General features: G+C 68.9%; 12 protein-coding genes and 1 tRNA gene. 2 read left to right on the top strand and 11 right to left on the bottom strand.

Features of this window, described 5'->3' with window-relative positions; translation table 11 throughout:
- Positions 1-6: 6 nt before the first annotated feature.
- The gene (locus MTR65_RS07395) at positions 7-678 is read left to right on the top strand and encodes a glutathione S-transferase family protein (protein ID WP_213500896.1); all 672 of its coding nucleotides are present in this window, start codon (positions 7-9) and stop codon (positions 676-678) included.
- A gap of 186 nt (positions 679-864) precedes the next feature.
- On the opposite strand, the gene MTR65_RS07390 is transcribed toward MTR65_RS07395, so the two are convergent.
- Complete coding sequence (locus tag MTR65_RS07390; protein ID WP_243798679.1) at positions 865-1821, bottom strand: SDR family NAD(P)-dependent oxidoreductase; 957 nt, start codon at positions 1819-1821, stop codon at positions 865-867.
- A 297-nt stretch (positions 1822-2118) separates the two neighbouring features.
- On the opposite strand from MTR65_RS07390, the gene MTR65_RS07385 reads away from it, so the two are divergent.
- Positions 2119-2205, top strand: a tRNA-Leu gene (locus MTR65_RS07385).
- 111 nt (positions 2206-2316) lie between these two features.
- On the opposite strand, the gene MTR65_RS07380 is transcribed toward MTR65_RS07385, so the two are convergent.
- The 10 genes from MTR65_RS07380 to MTR65_RS07335 all read right to left on the bottom strand — a co-directional run bounded on the left by MTR65_RS07380 (position 2317) and on the right by MTR65_RS07335 (position 16834).
- A complete protein-coding gene (locus tag MTR65_RS07380) occupies positions 2317-5916 on the bottom strand; it encodes a DUF6519 domain-containing protein (protein ID WP_243798677.1) in 3600 nt (1199 codons plus the stop codon).
- Complete coding sequence (locus tag MTR65_RS07375; RefSeq protein ID WP_243798675.1) at positions 5913-8366, bottom strand: YmfQ family protein; 2454 nt, start codon at positions 8364-8366, stop codon at positions 5913-5915. Before MTR65_RS07375 ends, MTR65_RS07380 begins: the two co-directional genes overlap by 4 nt.
- Positions 8363-10981: a baseplate J/gp47 family protein gene (locus MTR65_RS07370; protein ID WP_243798672.1), complete on the bottom strand. Its 2619-nt coding sequence runs from the start codon at positions 10979-10981 to the stop codon at positions 8363-8365. Before MTR65_RS07370 ends, MTR65_RS07375 begins: the two co-directional genes overlap by 4 nt.
- Entirely contained in the window at positions 10974-13469 is a 2496-nt protein-coding gene (locus MTR65_RS07365; protein ID WP_243798670.1) for a baseplate J/gp47 family protein, read from the bottom strand. Before MTR65_RS07365 ends, MTR65_RS07370 begins: the two co-directional genes overlap by 8 nt.
- Positions 13466-13840, bottom strand: a complete 375-nt coding sequence (locus MTR65_RS07360; RefSeq protein WP_243798667.1) for a GPW/gp25 family protein — start codon at positions 13838-13840, stop codon at positions 13466-13468. The genes MTR65_RS07365 and MTR65_RS07360 overlap by 4 nt, the downstream gene beginning before the upstream one ends.
- Positions 13837-14172, bottom strand: a complete 336-nt coding sequence (locus tag MTR65_RS07355) for a hypothetical protein (protein WP_243798665.1) — start codon at positions 14170-14172, stop codon at positions 13837-13839. Before MTR65_RS07355 ends, MTR65_RS07360 begins: the two co-directional genes overlap by 4 nt.
- Before the next feature lie 74 nt (positions 14173-14246).
- On the bottom strand, positions 14247-14762 hold the full coding sequence (locus MTR65_RS07350; RefSeq protein ID WP_243798662.1) for a phage baseplate assembly protein V: 516 nt from the start codon (positions 14760-14762) through the stop codon (positions 14247-14249).
- The gene (locus MTR65_RS07345; RefSeq protein WP_243798660.1) at positions 14759-15871 is read right to left on the bottom strand and encodes a hypothetical protein; all 1113 of its coding nucleotides are present in this window, start codon (positions 15869-15871) and stop codon (positions 14759-14761) included. Before MTR65_RS07345 ends, MTR65_RS07350 begins: the two co-directional genes overlap by 4 nt.
- Entirely contained in the window at positions 15864-16181 is a 318-nt protein-coding gene (locus tag MTR65_RS07340) for a hypothetical protein (RefSeq protein ID WP_243798658.1), read from the bottom strand. The genes MTR65_RS07345 and MTR65_RS07340 overlap by 8 nt, the downstream gene beginning before the upstream one ends.
- Positions 16178-16834, bottom strand: coding sequence for a hypothetical protein (locus MTR65_RS07335; protein WP_243798656.1), 657 nt, complete (start codon positions 16832-16834; stop codon positions 16178-16180). The genes MTR65_RS07340 and MTR65_RS07335 overlap by 4 nt, the downstream gene beginning before the upstream one ends.

Here is a 16834-nt window from a genome sequence, read left to right as displayed (position 1 = left end):
ACCATCATGTGGCACATCTTCCAGTTTCCCCTCTGCCCCTTCAGCCGCAAGGTTCGCCTGCTCATGGCCGAGAAGGGCATCGCCTACGAACTTCAGACCACGCGCCCCTGGGAGGGCGAGGATCGCCTGTTCCAGATGAACCCGGCCGGGCGCACGCCGGTGGTGCACGAGACGGCCAAGAACATCGTCCTCGCCGACAGCCGTGCGATCTGTGAATACTTCGAGGAGACGGTGGAGCGCGGCGCACTTATCAGCGGCACCAGCCAGCAGCGCGCCGAGATCCGCCGCCTGATCGCGATGTTCGATGAAAACTTCTTCCTCGATGTGACAGCGCCGCTGCTGCACGAGAAGATGAAGAAGCGTCTTGTCCTGCGCCAGTCGCCCGATGCGCGCCTTCTGCGCGATGCCATGCGCCTGGCGCACGACTATCTCGACTACATCGATTACCTGATCGACAACCGCCCGTGGCTGGCGGGCTCGACGATGACGCTGGCCGATCTTGCCGCGGCCGCGCAGATCTCGGTCGCCGATTACCTGGGCGGCCTTGACTGGTCGAGCCACGAGCAGGCGCGCGGCTGGTATCTCGTGATGAAGTCGCGTCCCAGTTTCCGGCCCCTGCTGAGCGAGCGCATGGAAGTGATCCAGCCGCCCAGCCACTATGGCGAAGTCGACATCTGAGAGGTGGCGCGCGTTCGGAATGAAGGCGGCAGTAGAGAGTAATTTACCAAGAGGCCATTGCCCCTTGACCCCAAAACGGGCGACCTCACCTTCCACGCGCCACCATGGCTGAGAAAGGTGAGGTCGCCCGTTTTGGGGAGCCCGAGGGCGATGGCCCTCGGAACTATCCTTCTTAAATCAGGCTAATCAGGCCGCGCTGGGGTGCTTGGCGCCGAAGCGGCCGTGCTTGCGGAACTGGGTCATCCAGCGCTCGAGGAAGAGGCCCATCGGGCGGGGCGCGACGCCCAGGTCCTCAAGACCCAGAGCGGCGCCGCTGGCCACGCTGCCTGCCTTGAGCAGCTTGTACTGGTCGGTGCTGATCGGGGTGAAGGGCAGCGCCGCGATGAGGCCGCCCAGGCCATCCGAAAGCTCGATGAAGCCGGGCTCGCGGTTCTCGGCGCGAGCGATGCGGGCGTTGAGGCCGCGCATGGTGACGACTTCGGGGCCTGCCAGCTCGAAGGTCTTGCCGCCAAACGCGAACGGGTCGCCGGCCGCGTTGGCAATGGCCGCCGCGACGTCGTCGACGAAGACCGGCTGCAGCTTGGCTTCGGGGGCGAAGATCGGCAGCACCGGCAGCGTGCTCATCATGCGGCCGAACATCATCACGAACTGGTCGTCGGGGGCGAAGATCACCGCCGGGCGCACGATGGTGGCCTCGGGGAAGGCGGCGAGGGCCGCGGCTTCGCCTTCGGCCTTGGTGCGCGCATAGGCGACGTCCGAGCCCGCATCGGCGCCAATCGCCGAGACGTGGACGAACGAGGCTGCGCCGCTGGCCTTCGCCGCGGCTGCAATGGCGCCCACGCCTTCGCCCTGAATGTCGTCGAGCTTGCCCTTGAAGGCGCCGACCAGGTTCACCACGGCATCCGAGCCGGTGAGGACGGCGGCAAGCGAGTCGGGCTTGGTGACGTCGCAGCGCGCGAACTGGACCGTGCCCAGATCACCCAGCGCCTTGATCGAGAAAGCCTTTTCAGGGTGGCGGCTGGCGATGCGCACGCGTGCGCCGCGCTCCAGCAGTTCCTGCGCGAGATGCTTGCCGACAAAGCCGCTGCCGCCAAGGATGGTGACGATCTTGCCGTAAAGCGTATCGGTGGGGCTCATGCTCATCTGCGTTCTATCCTCAAGGCCTTGGTGCCGGGCGGAGCGACGAGTCCCGCTTTGCAGCACATCGCCAAAGCCCCTGCCACAAGCACGGGAACTCGGCAACCGGCCAGTTGTTTCCGCGGCTTGCAGGAAAGTGCACCAGGCAAAGGTCCTGCAAAGCCGCACAAATCCGGCGGGTTTGAAGCGGGAGGATACAAAAAATGCATTTTCCTTTCAAACCCCTGTTGACACGAATCGCACCGCCCCTTAGAGGCGCCCTCCTACCCGGCGAGGACGACAACTTGGTCCCCTCGCCTCCGTGCCCAGATGGCGGAATTGGTAGACGCACCGTCTTCAGGTGGCGGCGCTGGCAACGGCGTGGAGGTTCGAGTCCTCTTCTGGGCACCATTCACCTTTTCGGAGGTGAAGCCAAACCGAAAAAGGCCCGGATTGCTCCGGGCCTTTTTCGTTTCCAGCTTCAGCGTCTCTCCCATGCCCTCTCTGCTCGGCTTCCCAGAGTCACGACTGGTTGTTCGGGTACAGGTTGTTGCGCAGTTCGACGTGGCGCAGCTCGGGGACTTCCAGGTAGACGCAGGGGTGGTCGTCGAGGACGCTGCCCATGTTGTCGGCGAAGACCCAGTTGTAAGGCCAATGGGTCTTGGGAACGCCTTGTGTCGTGTCCCAGGTCATCCGGATCGCGCGCGGGGCGATGGTGACATGGTTGTCCTTCACGTTCACCATGCGTCCGAAATGGCCGAACAGGCGAATGCCCTCCTTGTAGTCGAGCACGTTGTCCTTGCCCTCCTCGATCCGGTCGTCGGCGTAGTGCACGTCGTTGCGGTGGATGCGCAGGGCGTCGGCATTGCCGAAGAACATGCCGAACAGGAGCTCGGTTTTCGGGCCGGGCGGGCGCAGACGCAGCTCGTTGCCGACGACATCGACCATCCGGGCTGCCAGGCGGGCGTGGCGGCCGCCGCGGCGGTAGAGCCGAGTCCAGGTGCCGTGGCTCGTCGCCACCCGGATGCCGGTCTGGAAGTCGGCGATGGAATTGTTTGCGATCGACACCTTGCCCAGAGCCCGTCCGACGCAGGCAATCGCCTGGTTCGCAACCGAGGGGAGGGCGGCGGCGTAGGCCGCGCGCCAGGGTCGTAGCGAGGCGATCCGCTCGGCAAAGGCGGCATCGGCGATGAGCCTCCGGGCAATGCGGTGGAGGACCTTGCGAAAGCTCGCATGGTCCTTGATCGCGCTGCTCTCGCCGCTGGCTTTCAGGGCGAGTTGCCAATCGCTTGGCGCAAGCGGCGATTCGAAGCGGACGTACTGGCCGTTGGCGCTCAGCCAGACGGCGTGCAGGCCCGGCACCTGAGGGGGGGCGAGCGGGCGGGCCACGGCAATCGCGCTTGCCAGCATGTTGCGGCGGATCGTCTCGTCCAGTTGCGGGGCGCTGCGTGGTCCCAGCGAGGCGGTGAGCGTGCGCAGGTTGCCCTCGAAACTGGGCAGCAACGCGGGCTGCGCAAGGGCCTTGCCGAGCAGGCGTTCGACATAGCCGGCAAAGGCCGTTTCTGTGCGTTCGTCACGCGCGTTGGGGGGATCGGCTTCGACCAGAGCGTCCCATTCGGCCTGGGGGACCGTGCTGGTGAGACGCACGGTGTAGCGCTGGCCTTTCACCACAGGGCCGTTCCCGGAGGCCTGGGGCATCGATTCCTCCAGCGCACGGATAAGGCTGCGCGCGGCGATGGCGCTCCAGCGCGGGTCTCTTGAAAGGTGCGCGAAGTCGAAGCGCTGAGGCCGGTCCAGCGTCTCGAAGGTGTTGTCCTGGATGGTTACGCGTTCGCAATCGCTCACAAGGAGCGCGTCCTGCATGTAGCCGGTGCGGAAGGTGCATCCGCTGATCCGGGCAGAGAAATCGCGCAAGGGCTGGCCCGCAATGCGCAGGCCACAGCGCTGGGGCGAGCTGCTCGCGCCGCAGGTGAGCACGGCGTCGGTGACCTTCACGTCGCGGCATCCGGTCAGGGTGAGCGCCCCGCCACGGTGTTTGGCCTGCGCAATCCTGTCGCCAGGACTGGGCGCGGAGACGTGCAGGGCCGACAGCTCGACCGAGGCGCAGTCGACGAATTCGAGAGCGGTTTCGCTGCCCTCGACACGGATCAGGGTGCCCGGACCCGCGCCATGGAGCGTGAGGTGCCCCTTGCCGGCAAGGCGCACCGGCTTTGTTGCCGCGAAGGTGCCGCGCTGGAAGCAGATGCTGGCATCTTCCCCCTCCTTGATCGCCTCGAGCACGGCGACCCAGTCACTGCCTTCCTGGATCACGTAGGTGCTACAGCCGATCTGCCCCTGGCCTGCGAGCCGTTCGATGGCCCGCTGGACGTCGAAGGCCCCGGCAAGCGAAGGCGTGTTGGCGGGATCGAAGGCGGTTTCGTCTGCACGGGCGAGAAAGCCGGTGAAGCGGATCGGAGCATGTGTGGCATTGCCCTGTGCATCGATGCGCACCGCTTCGACCTCTTGCGCCGGTGCGTCGGGACCAAGGGACCAGGCGGCGCGCGCTACGCCTTCGGCGTCGGTCAGCACGTCGAGGGTCTGGCTGCCCGCGCCCAGTTCGCCGCCGCCTGCAATCACGCGATAGCGAATGGTCTGCCCGGCGAGCGGGGTGCTGCCCCGCACGACGCCGACACGCAGGTCCGAGGGCAGGGCAACCAAGGCGTTGGTGTGCGTATCGGCGCGCACAGACTGCCCGTCGCCGCCCAGCGCGAGCACCTGGATCTGTTCGGTCAGCGGCGCGAAGGGCGCGCGGCAATCGTCGAGGACGAGCGCGCTATCGGCAAGGGCGTAGGTGCCCAGAAGCGCGTAGCGGGTTTCCGGGCCCTGCGGCGTGACCCTTTCGAACTGGCCGGAGGACGTGGGCCATTCGATCGTCCCGTCGGCGCGGGCCGCACAGGTCCAGAAGTCTCCGCGCCGTAGCCGTGCTGCGCTGCCGCCGCCCAGTTGCACGGCCAGTCCATCGCCCAGATCGATCACCTGCGAGAGGCCGCTTGCATCAAGCGCGAGGGTCTGGGTGCCCGAACCGTCGGGGAAGGCGTCCCATAGCCGCAAGTACCAGTCGCCATCCCCGGTGATGCCTGTGTCGGCGAGCTGCGCGGGGCTGGCTTCCAGGATCACGCGGGTGTCGCTGGTGGAAGCTACACGGAAGAGGCGCTGGTCGGCGCTCGCGGTGCGGGTGCCGAGATCGTCGTGGCGCGAGACAATCTCGGCGTACTGGCCCGGTGCAAACCAGGTGCGTGGATCGCGCGCGGCGGGGCTGACCGTGATCTCGGTTCCCGAAATCTTGGTGACACGGGCCATGAGGCTCGCGTTGCGCCGGGAGAAGGTGATGCGAAGGCCCTCAAGGCCGAAACGCGGGCCATCGACATCCGGCACGGTGGCATCGGCTTCCCCTGCGTGGACCTCGATGCGGTAGAGCAGGTTCTTCAACCGCGCGTATCCGCCCTCGGGCGTCAGCGAGCAGGGATCGAGACTGGCCGGGCTCGCCTCGACCCGGAAGGCCAGTGTCCCGTTCGAGGGGGCGGTGATCGCCTGCCATGCCGGACTTTCTCCGGCCGCCGTGCAGCTTGCCGCACCGTCCTCGTCAAGCGGGAGGGGGAAGACCTGCCAGTCGACAAGGGTGCGCCCCGAAGCCTGCGCATTGCCGAGCGCGGTATCAGCCAGTGCAGGCTCCTCGACCGGATCGACGTAGCGTATCAGAGCCTTGATCGCGAGCGCGCCGCCATTGCCGACATCGGCTTCCTCCACGGGGTGCGGTTGGCTGGCGAGAGTGACCTTTTGCGGATTGTCGAGCTGCCAGCCGTCGAGCCAGCCGTGGCCTGCCCCGATGGTGATGTCCGCAAGGGACGTGGCAGAACCACCGGCCAGGAGCGCAAAGGCCGAGCTTCCTTGTGCGATCACCAAACGTCCCGGAGCGCCCAGGGTGCCCTGGGTTTCGGTCTCGATCCGCTCCAGCAGCAACCGGCCCTGCTCGTTGAGGTCGGTGTCGAGCAGCACCTGCCCCTGGTTGAGGCGCACGTCGCGCAAGGGGCGGGCCTCGCCGGTGGGGATGGTGGTGCGCGTGCTGTCGCTGCGCTGGGTCATGGCCTGTGTCCTTGTTCGGCTGAGAGGCGGGACTGGGTGTCGTCGAGAAGGGCGGCGCGGGTGGCAAAGGGCACGGAGCGATCGAAGAGCGCGGCCATGTTGCGCAGCCGTAGGCGCGATGCGGTGCGGGAAAAGGCGCCCATCTCGGCCTCGCCTTCGCCGCCCAGCGCCACTGCGTCCGGGCACAGGGCATGGAGCATGGCGAGGCCCGGGGCGTCGGCTTCGGTATCGAGGAACAAGGGGCGGGCGCCCAGGATTTCGGCGTCGCGTTCGGTTGCGGTGAGAGGAGCGCCCTTCGCCTCCGCGCGCCGGGCGAGCGCGAGATCGGGCTGGCAGCGGAACCGTCGCGGTGTCGTGGAGCCTGGCGGGACGTGGCTGTAGCGCAGGCACCCGGCTTGGCGGCGCGTGCAGTGAACGGGCTGTGTGAAAAGCGCGTTGGTGGCCTCAAGGCTGCGCACATGCGCCTCGCCCAGAACGGTGACGCCGTGCATCTCGACGGCGCAGCTGCGCGCGGCAAGGACCGGCCCGGAGGCCCCGTCGGCAAAGAGCAGGCTGTCCGCAAGGGCAAGTTGGCCCTGCGCGCTCTGGCTCCCGAAATCGAGGCGGCAGGGGCCGAGGCGTGAATGGGTGATGGCGATCTGTGTGCCGACAAGCGGGGCGCTGGTGCTGATGGCGGCGCTGCCTGGATTACGCACGGTGCAGTGGCGAAGTTCGAGACGGGTGAGGGCATCCTTGCGCAGGGCGAGGCCGCCGGTCAGCTCCAGCCCGTCGAACAGGCAGCTTCCGGCGCGCCCCTCATCTTGCGGCGCGGAGGCGGCGGACACGACGACGGGGGCCTCCAGGATCGCGCTGCGTTCGCGGCGCAGTAGGAAGCCGGCGCGGGCCGGGTCGAAGGGTGGCCCTCCCGGCACCTCGACGTGCTCGCGCCATTGGGCCGCGACGATGTTGAGCGTGCATTCGGGATGGAGCGCGATCTCGAAGCCGCTCGCGCCGCCGCTTGGCCGTTCCCGGTCGCAGCGGGTGAGGATGATCCAGCCGGTGTGGCCCGCGCCGTGGGCGGCCCATTCGGCGAGCGCCTGTTCCAGCGTGGGTACGCTGCGGCGCGGTGCCGCGGGCGGACCCGCAGGCACGGCGAGCGCATCGACGATGCGGATGAAGTGTGTCTCGTTCGTGGTATCGACCAGTTCGAAGGGGACGTCGGCAGCCCCGCGCTCGTACGGCCCGCCCCAGGCAAGCGCGCCGCGAGCGGTGCTGTGGGCAATGCGCACTTCGGCGACCTCGCTCTGGCCTGGCTCGGGCTCGGCGACGATGAGGCGGCCGGTTACGGGATCGAAGGCGCAGGCGATGGCGTGGTCCGCGCTGTGGGGCAGCGGCGCGGGATCGCCGGGAGTGAACCAACTGTGGGGGCGCGTGGATGGGGGGCGATACCCGGCCGGGGATGGCGCGGCTTCCAGGTTGGCAATCCGGATTTCGGGCGGCGGGACGGGGGTGAAATGGGTTTCGCCCTCGCGGCGCAGGTAGATCGTGAAGGGATCGCCGTCGCTGCCGAACCAGGGTTCTTCGGCTGGGGTGAAAGGTCGACCTTCGAGGGCGGCGTGGCGCCGTGCTTCGGTTTCGAGGTGCAGGGGAAGGCGGCGCAGTCGGTCGGGCAGGTCGGTCATGTCCGGACGCGCGAAACGGCCCATGTCGCGCCGGTCCGGGTTGAACAGGCACAGCCGCTCCTCGCTCTGTGCGGCGAGCTGGAAGTAGCCGGCCTGCGCGGTTCCGCCCGGAGCCCAGACACCAGCCTCGGGCACGGCGGCCAGGCGTTCGGGCGCGATCTGGGTTCCGGTAGGTGCGGGCCAGGTCGCCGTGGCGAAGCGCACGACGTGGACGCCCACGTTGCCCAGGCTCCAGCGGCCCGCAGCGGTGTCGATCGCGCGCACCTCGCTCATGCGGGGGAGGGGGTCGAAGGCGCGTCCGACCCGCGCGGCCGTCTCGCCGGACGTCAGTCGCGCGGTGCCGGGACGCGGCAGGTCGAAGTCGAGCGCGTGCTGCAGCTTGGCGAGGCGCTGGAAGTATTCGACGGCGACCGCTCCGAACCCGGTGACATCGGCGGCAAGCTGCTCCAGCGTGCGCGCCGTGCCCTTGCCGCGGTTGGTGCGCACCGCGTTGGCAATGAAGGCCCGTTCGGACAGCCCGCTCCTGTCGGGCAGCGGCGTCAGACGCGGCGTGTCGGTGAGCGCGGCGAAGTGGCCCAGGGTCCCGGGATCGGCGGTCTCGATGAACTGGTTGTCGAACAGCGCGGTGATCGCCGCATCGATCTCGATATCGCCTTCGGCCAGGATCTGGAACAGCGCCTCCAGCGCCCGCCCGCTGGCGGCATCGGTGCTGCGCAGATGGGCAGGCAGCAGGCCGAAGAGGTCCTGCAGGGCGGCGTCGATGGCGCTGGCGCTGGGGCGGGGGGTCATGACGCCATCTCCATGAAGCGGATCGTTTCGGGGGTGAGGAAGAGCAGGCTGGCCGTAACGACCTCGCCGTGTGCCGGGTCGCGGTGCGGCAGGCGTGCGGGGATGTCGGCAAGGCCGGGGACGGCCGACGGGCTGTCGAGCGTCTCGATGCGGGCCGCTGTGATGCCGGTCACCTCGTGAATCGCCGCGAGGATCGCGCTCGCGCGCAGGGGCTGGCCGAAGTCCATCGCGGCAGGGCCAAACCGGTTGGCGAGATGCGCGCGCAGGGCCTGTTCGATATCGCTGCGCCGCCAGGTCCGGGTGTCGATCCGCAAGGCCGCGACAAGCGTGACGGGCTCAGGCGCAAAGCCTGCGATCCGCAGCATCTGACCGGGGGGGGCGGCTTCGGCAAGCGCCCGGGCGAGGTCGGTTTCCAGGTCCCCGCCCGGGGTGGGGGGCTGCATCTCGGTTGTCGCCAGCGTCAGCCAGATAAAGGGGGTGATCCCATCGGAAAGCTGAGTGGCGAGCGCCTTGCCGACGCCGCGAAAGCCCCTTGCGAAGGCCTCGTAATCGTGGCGCGAGACCACCCGGCCGAGCGCGGCGGTGCTGCGCGGCGCGGCGCGGCGGATATCCTCGAGGGTCTCCGCGTCCATGCCCCCCTCGGCGGGCACCGGGTTGGAACTGGCCGCGATGCCGACCACGGGGGAGAGGATCGTGGTGATCCGGCCTGCGGCGAGGTTGCCACGTGCGCCGCCTCCATGGCGGTAGAAGGCGAGGACATTGTTGAGCCCGCTTGGCAGGGGCCCGGCGAAGCGCACCTGCGTTCCGCCGCCGGGGAGAGCCTCGAGGGTGTAGACCGTCTCGGCGGGATCGACTTCGTAGAGGCTTTCGGTCCAGGTGTAGCGCCGCCCGTCGACGCGCACCTCGATGGCAGGGGCATAGCCGCGCGCGTTGGCAGCGGAGAGGTAGGCGAGCGGGGCTTGGGCCAGGGGGAAGGCGGGCCGGGCGATCCCGCGCACGCCCGAGCCCAGAACCTCCCACTGCCCGCCTGCGGCAAGCTGGGCGTTGGAGGCGGTGACGCAATTGGCATGGAGGCCAAGGCTGGAGGCCTGGACACGTCCGCCAAGCGGAGCCTCGAAGATGACGCGCGTCTGTCCCGGCGCGATGATCTCGGCGGACTTCACGCGGGCCACCTGTGCGTGGGATTCTCCTGTCTGGGTATCGTCTCCGGTAACGATCACCAGGCGGCCGGGTGGCAGCGGATGCTCGCCCTGAAGGAGCAGACGGTCATCCTCACCGGGGCGGGGAAGCGGCTCCTCGCGCCAGGGGACGACAAGTGGGAGCCTTTGCGTTTCGATCCGTACGCTGCTTTCGCGAACCCGGCCGTTGAGGCTGGCACCGCCGGGCAGGACGCCCGAAAGGTCGAGCCCGCCTACGGTGACGCGCGTGACCCTTTGCGCGAGTGCGTAGTCGCTGCGGGCAAGTTCCTCGCTGGCCGTGATCGCGCCAAGCTGTATCTGGGGGGCGGTGCCTTTTCGGCTGTCGCCTGCGCGGGTGCTCCCCGCATCGAACAGCACGACGCGCCCGGGCAGGGCCTCGGGATAGGCGGCGTCGAGATCGAGGCGCCCGGCCTCCGGGTCGCGCTCGGGCGGAGCGGCGATGACGAAGTTCGGCCACTCCTGCCGGGCCGATGCGGTAAGGGTGCGGGGTATCCTGTCGCCTGACGGCGCATCCTTCAGCTCCATGCGCAGGGCCTTCATCGTCGGTTCGTCCTGCGGGTGGAGGAGGGCATAGTCCGGCGCGGCGGCTCCGAAGATACCCGCGCGGCGGCCCAGAACGATGATCTGGGCTTCGCCGGGTCTGGCTGCGGGGGGCACTGAATGGAGGCGGCGTGGCGGAGTGAGGGCAAGGCGCGTGCGCAGGGAAGGCGCCTCGCCGCCTGCGGCCGGCTCGATCTGTGTGACGCGGGCGAGGAGGACGCTGCTCCGGCTTCCGCCACCGTCGGCGAGCAGAACGCTGTCGCCCACCTGCACGCCCGTAGCATTGCCTTCGACGAGTGCCTCGCGGCTGGAGAGGTCAAAGCGGGGAGGTTGCGGGTGGCGCACCGGCGGGATGCTGTTCCAGGCGCGCCGGGCTTCGAGAGCCTCGTCGGTGGTGAAGATCTGCGGAGCCTCCTCCCCCTCGGGGACCGAGGCAATGCTGGTGCCAGCTGGGACCTGGAAGGGACCTTCAAGACCTGAGAACTCGTCGACGGTAAATGTCTGGACGGTCTGCGCGGCAAGGATGGGCCGGAGCTCGTAGCCCAGCATCGCGGCGTGCGCGGCCATCGCTTCGGGATCGCGGGACTGGTGGAAATTGCCGTCCTCATGCAGGCGGCGGGTGTTCCAGGCCAGGATATGAAGCGCGCCCGCCCAGCTGTCGATGAGGGCGATGGTGGGGTCTGCGGGATCCCGCGTGGTGAGGCCTGCCAGCGGACGCGTACCTGCCAGCTCGGTCGATGCGATGCGGGCAAGAAGACGCGCCCGGATGGCGCCGTGGGCGAAATGGAGCGGGTCGGCTACGGCCGGGCGAGGTGGTTCCCCCGATGTCGTGTCGCCGGTGCAGGTCGCGCAGATGCAGTCCCTGTTTTCAGACATCGCCGCCTCCCATGTCGATGCCTATACGTCCCTCTTCGGGGAAGCTGGGGTCATCGTTCAGTTGCAGGATCTCCAGTTCGCCGGGCACCAGGACGCTCTGGGCCAGTTCGCCTTGGCTTGCCCGGTCGGTGCGGTGAAGGCGGGTGACCTCCACGCTCGCAACGCCTTCCAGAGCCATGAGGAAGGCGATCAGGCGTGAGATGTAGAGCGGCTCGCCGAAGCTGAAATTGTCGGGGTGGAAGAAGCCCGTACGCCCCTCCACGCCCGAGGGGCGCAGCGCGGCGCGGACTTGCCTTGCCACCTCGCCGCGCACGAAGCCGGGGGCGGCGCAGACGTGAAGGTCGAGCCTGAGCGGGGCCATGCGCGCGGCGCGAAGGACGATGTCGAAGCCGATCAGCCGGAGGCGTTCGAGATGGGCGGCGATATCGGACTTGAGGTCTGCGTCGAGCGCTCGCCCACCGGCAAGGTCGAGCGTGATGGCAATGGTCTGCCAGGCGCCCGTCCAGCGCGCGCGCGCGCGCGCGTTGGCAACTGCGGGATGGGTGCAGGCCGCAGCCGCATAGTCGGCCTCTGTCACCGCGCGCTCCTGCGTGCGGTAGGCGCGGGGCACGTTGATGCGGATGTCCCCGGGCGTTTCGGGTTCGCGTCCGCCGGTCGCCGCCAGCGGGTTGGTGACCGCGATGTCCATGCCCGCCAGGGCTTCGGGCAGAGCGATGTGGGTGAGCGTGTCCGGTCCGATATTGCCGCGCGCACCGCCGCCGACGCGCGCCCTTGGCGCAAATGCGTGACCCGGAACGGGGGCAAGGCCGTTGATGCCATCGCCAAAGCGCAGCTGAAGGTCCCCCGAAAGGCCGGTTTCGAGAACGAAATGGCGGTCGAAGCGGTCTGAGCGCAGGAGGTCGGTGCGCGAATGCCAGGGCGCGAAGGGATCCTCCAGCGTCAGCGCGGGAACAGCCTCGCGCGCGTCTCTGTCCAGCCAGGCGGCGGCAGCGCGGGGCTCTCTGGGCGGAACGAGGATACGCGCGATGGGGCCAGCATCGAGCGTGGGGCGCCAGGGCTGCTCGGCAGGGGGCGTAGGGGGGGAAAGAGCCGGTCGCATTGTCTCCGCTTCCGCCGGGGTGAGATCGAGGCTGACCGGCGGCAGGGAGAGGCCGTGGTCGCAGAAGGCAACATTGCCCAGCACCTCGGCGCAGATCCGGTCCTGGGCACCTGAGGACGCGGCGTCGCGCCCGCGCTGGAGGACGAGGTCGAAGGGCAGGGCATCCGCCGCGTCCCACTCCACCGTGACCAGCCGGGTGGCCGGTGCCAGCACGTCGCTGACCGGGGTGACGCGGGTCAGGCGCACCACGTGGCGCTGCTCGGGCCGGGCATCTGCGCGCGCGCCGGTGGTGGGGGAGCGGGTCTCAAGGAGGATCAGGAAGTCGCCCGGGGCAAGACCTCCCGCGCCTGCGCCGCTGCCGTCAACGAGCGTGGCCGCGCAGGCCCCGCGCGGGAGGAGGCACTGCTCGTCCGACCAGGTGTGAAAGGCGATCGTGTTGCGCCAGCTCCACAAGGCCAGGGGGTGGGCGGTTTCGAACACCACGGAGGCCTTGGGGAGGACGCGCGTGGCCTTGCTTGCGGGAAGGACGACGTCCTGTTCACGGATGCGGGGGAGGAGCGGCGTCGCGGGGGGCAGTTCCTGTCCCTCGGCAATCGCGCCGCCGGGCGTGAAGGTGAAGGCCGCAAAAGTGCGCGCGCTCTCGGCCTCGCCGATGGTGTAATCCATGAGCCGCGCGTGGCGGGCAAGCGCGGCGCGGCTGCGCGCGGTGCTCAGGAACGCCTCGGTCCCGACCCAGTCGAGCCGGTAGCTGAGCTGGTCGGCGCGGGCGGCCAGCGCTTCGACGAGCGTGGTGGTGAGATCGACCGGATCGTCCTCGACGAAGCCGGGGACTAGCTCGGCCATGCGGTCGAGGATCTGGCGCCGGAAGGTCTCGTAGTCGCGGGTGCGGTAATCGAAGCGCGCGGTGCTGGGCGCGGGTGTGTCGCTGTCCGCGCAGGCGGGGAGGCAGTCGCCAGGAGCGGGGCAGTCGAGCTTGAAGTCGATATCGACACCAGACAGACGCGCATCGAGGAAGGCGGGCGGGGCCGCGCTTCCCGGGCCCGCCACGATCTCGAGCCGGTAGGTGGAAAAGTCGGTCGGCTGGTTGCCGGGCAGCGTGATCCGCCAGCGGCTGACGCTGCCAGTATCGGGATCGTGCTCGACGGGCACGGCAGGACGCGGCGGGGCAAAGCGCACGCCGCCTGTCAGGCGCAGGTTGTCCGGGGTGATGCGCCCGAGCGGGAGCGGCAGGGGTTTGACCAGCACGACTTCCAGGATCGTGGGATCGGCGGTGGTGGCGCCGGCATGAACCTCGACGTAGTCGATCCCGCTGACATCGGTGGGAGCGTCGGGGGCCAGCAGCGCGGCGCGGCGCTGTGGGTCGCAGCAGATGATGCGATCTGTCGTCATGGCAGATCCGTGCGCACGACAAGGCGCGAAACCTGCGGCCGTGCGCGCGCCGCGAAATGGACGACGATCTCCAGCACGCCCTCGGCGTCCAGAAACTGCGTGGTGAGGTCATGGAGCTTGAGCAGGTGGCCCAGTTCCTGTGCGATGGTCGCTTCGAGCGAGGCCTGCAGGGCAAGCGCGGCGGGCCCCTCACCCGCGCCGAAGACCATTTGCAGGACAGGACTGCCCAGCTCGGGGCGCATCACCCGTTCGCCGAGCCGGGTCAGGATCAGAAGTTCCAGCATGTCGCGCAGGTGCGCGTCGCTGGCATAGGCGACGGTGCGGCTGTGGCCTTCGGCATCGAAGCCATAGGGGAAGGCAAGGCGGGTCACTGCGCGATGACCCGGCTTTGCGATCCGGTGATGATCGGCGGCCCTTGGGGAACCTGCGTGGCGGAGAAGCACAGCGCCGTCAGCGGATTGATCAGCACCGGCTGGCCGCTGGCCATGACCCGGGTGGCGGCAACCAGCCACCTGGTGGTGACGCAGGGCTGGGGCGTGCCGTTGGGAAGGGTGAAAGGGCAGCCTGCGATGACGCCGGGATCGGAGAGCACGGCGACGGGCATTCCCCCCACGCTCACGCGCGGGCTGGCGGCCAGGATCTGGAGCGGCGCGCCATGGGGGCACTGGGCGCTGGTGCCTGTGTGCAGGACCGGTCCGGGCATGGGCTTCTCCTCTCCTTTGCTTTCCTGTTGGCCCCCGCTCAGCCTGTTTACGGCCGGGGCAGGGGCGCGCGGTCTCAGGTGATCGTCAGGGCGCCGTTGTTGATGATGACCGAGGGGCCGGTGAGCGAGATCATCGCGCCCTGTCCGTTGCTGAGCGTCATGCCCGCCGCGCCAATGCTGATGATGGCCCCGGTCGCGGTCTTGACCATGACCTGCTGGGTAGGGTTGTCGGACAAGGTCACTGAGGTCCCGGTGCTGGTCTGGAAATGGATGTTGGGGGTGAGAGGGGTGTGCCCGGCCATGGCGAGCACGGGAAAGCCTGCCGGATCGGGATAGAAGGCCCCGGTCCAGATCGGGTAGTCGAGATCGCCCGCCTCGAACTCGATCCAGACCATCGAGCCGAGCGCGGGCAGCGCCACCATCCCGGACTGCGCATCCCCGGCAAAGGGAAAGGCGGGCATCGCCCAGGTCGAGGGGAACAGGCCATAGCGGTCCGCAAGCTGGACCTGGATGCGCCCCTGGCTCTGCGGGTCGATGTTGTTGAGCACCGTCGCCCGGTACTTGCCGAAATAGCTGGGGCCTTCGCTCATACCGCTATCCTCTCCTGCTGGGTGACCATGCCTTCACGCGCGAGCTGGAAGGCCTGCGTCCATGTGCCCGGCGCGAGCTGGTGGGTGACCGAGCGGCAGTAGTAGTTGCCATCGTGGGCCCGGCCCGCGCCGCGCACGCCCACCAGCTTGCGCGCCTCCAGCGGCTGGCCGTAGCGCGAAAGCTCGATCGAGCCGCTGGCTGTCACCGGATCGACCAGCCCGGCTCCTGCCACCAGGCGCGAGAGGATCTCGGCCTGGTCGTTGCGCTCGCTCTCCAGCCAGCGTGTCTTCGTGGGCACGATCGGGCGCGCGGCGAGTGGGGGTTTGAGGAGCGCGACATTGGGCAGGGGGACAGGGATCGAGGCGCGCGCGATCTTGGCGTGGGCAAGCGGCACGACGGCGGCGTTGCCATCGACCGAGAAGGTCATGCTGGATAGGTTCGAGGCCCCGTCGATGTCGAGCGTCAGGGCCGGCTGGGCCACACCGATCCGCACCTGTGGCCCCCAGTAGGCGGTGTTGGTGCCGACCACGGGACCGGGCGTCACGTAGAACTCGTGGCCGGCTTTCTGGGCGAGCTCGGAGATGTAGGCGTAGTCGGTGCCCTTCTGGTGCGCGTACTTGTCGGTGGGCATCCTGATCGAGGAGAAGATGGGCGGGATCGTCACCGGGACGAGGCCGAACATGGCGTACTTGGCGATCATCATCGCGACGCGCGCGACGGGCGGCATCGCGGGAAAGGGCATGCCGGTCCATTCCACAAGGTCCATGTAGCCGGTCACGTCCTCGCCCGTGAGGGTGAGCTTGTTCTCGCCCGGACGCGTGCCCGCGACCGTGTCGAGCCGCTTGATCGGGCCATCGCTCAGGACATGATCGCGCCCGTTGAGCGAGGCGACGAGGATGACGCGCATCATCGGATCGAAGGCGCCGCCGGGCAGCAGGTCGCGCGCGATGGGCGAGGTGGAGGAGTAGGTCAGCTCGATCTGAAAGCCGGAGCGCTGGCCGCTCGCATGGGTGACCTGCGCGCCGGAGAAGGCCTCCATCACCGCGCGCGGCGCGGGGCGCACCGCGACAGGCCCCATCAGGATCTGGAGCTGGACGCCCTTAGCCACCCTCGCCTCCCGTGCGTGTGAGGGGCAGGGGAATGCCGATCTCGCGCCCCTCGGGGTGGGTCGCCGTTTCGGGACGCTCGATCCCGTTGGCATCGCAGATCCGCCAGTAGAGCAGGGGATCGCCGATGGTCTCAGCCGCAAGATGGTCGATCCGCTGGGTGCCATCGCTGCGCACGCGGCTCTCGAAGTCATAGCGGGTGGGCGCGGGGATGATCCGGCGCGCAAGGTAGGGGACGTCCTCGCCATCGGCTCCGGGAAGGAGGTGCTGGGCAAGCCCGTGGTAGCGGCTCTGTGGCGAGAATTCGGTCATGCAAGGCTCTCCAGTCCGAGGGCGGCGAGGCTCGTGCCCAAGCCCCCCACCAGCTTCTCGCGGCGCTTGAGGTGGGCAAGGAAGAGCTCGGCGGCGCGGCTGGTCATGGCCAGGTCCTCGCTGGTGAGGACCTGGAAACTGAGGGCCGCCTTGGCGCGGATCGGGTTGAGGCGCCGGTCGAAGGCCTCCTCGGTGATGGCAAAGCCGGTGATGCGCACCGGCAGGACGCGGGCCGGGCCCAGTACGAGGAGGAGCAGTTCACCGGGTGCGGGAAGCACCTCGATGAGCCCCTGGTCGGCCAGAGCCTTCGTGGCGGTGATCGTCTCGACGCGCGGGGTGAGAAAGCTCTCGAGCGCGGCGAGGTCTGCGGCAATACCGTGCTCCACGACTTCCGCGTGCCGGTCCGGGTGTTCGAGCGCGTCGGTGGCGTCGAACTCGATCTCGAGCGCGATGGTCTCGGCAGGAGGGCCGGTGCGGCGCAGTGCCTGCGCGTTGTCGCCCGGCGAGGAGCCTGCGCCCCGCGGGGCCAGCGTGCGCGAAAGGCTGTCCGGGTTGTACTGGAAGGCGTGGACGCGCTGCACTTTCGCGCCAGCCTCGTCCATGACCACGAAGCCGCCCTTGAGCACGTTGGGGGAGCGGGGATATCCGGCCAT

The sequence above is a fragment of the Novosphingobium mangrovi genome, assembly GCF_022818885.1.
Classification (GTDB): domain Bacteria; phylum Pseudomonadota; class Alphaproteobacteria; order Sphingomonadales; family Sphingomonadaceae; genus Novosphingobium; species Novosphingobium mangrovi.
This window is presented reverse-complemented; position numbering and strand designations above follow the sequence as displayed.

Coding starts and splice junctions, on each gene's coding strand:
- MTR65_RS07395 (WP_213500896.1), top strand. CDS start 7: ATGTGGCACATCTTCCAGTTTCCCCTCTGCCCCTTCAGCCGCAAGGTT.
- MTR65_RS07390 (WP_243798679.1), bottom strand. CDS start 1,821: ATGAGCATGAGCCCCACCGATACGCTTTACGGCAAGATCGTCACCATC.
- MTR65_RS07380 (WP_243798677.1), bottom strand. CDS start 5,916: ATGACCCAGCGCAGCGACAGCACGCGCACCACCATCCCCACCGGCGAG.
- MTR65_RS07375 (WP_243798675.1), bottom strand. CDS start 8,366: ATGACCCCCCGCCCCAGCGCCAGCGCCATCGACGCCGCCCTGCAGGAC.
- MTR65_RS07370 (WP_243798672.1), bottom strand. CDS start 10,981: ATGTCTGAAAACAGGGACTGCATCTGCGCGACCTGCACCGGCGACACG.
- MTR65_RS07365 (WP_243798670.1), bottom strand. CDS start 13,469: ATGACGACAGATCGCATCATCTGCTGCGACCCACAGCGCCGCGCCGCG.
- MTR65_RS07355 (WP_243798665.1), bottom strand. CDS start 14,172: ATGCCCGGACCGGTCCTGCACACAGGCACCAGCGCCCAGTGCCCCCAT.
- MTR65_RS07350 (WP_243798662.1), bottom strand. CDS start 14,762: ATGAGCGAAGGCCCCAGCTATTTCGGCAAGTACCGGGCGACGGTGCTC.
- MTR65_RS07340 (WP_243798658.1), bottom strand. CDS start 16,181: ATGACCGAATTCTCGCCACAGAGCCGCTACCACGGGCTTGCCCAGCAC.
- MTR65_RS07335 (WP_243798656.1), bottom strand. CDS start 16,834: ATGGCCGGATATCCCCGCTCCCCCAACGTGCTCAAGGGCGGCTTCGTG.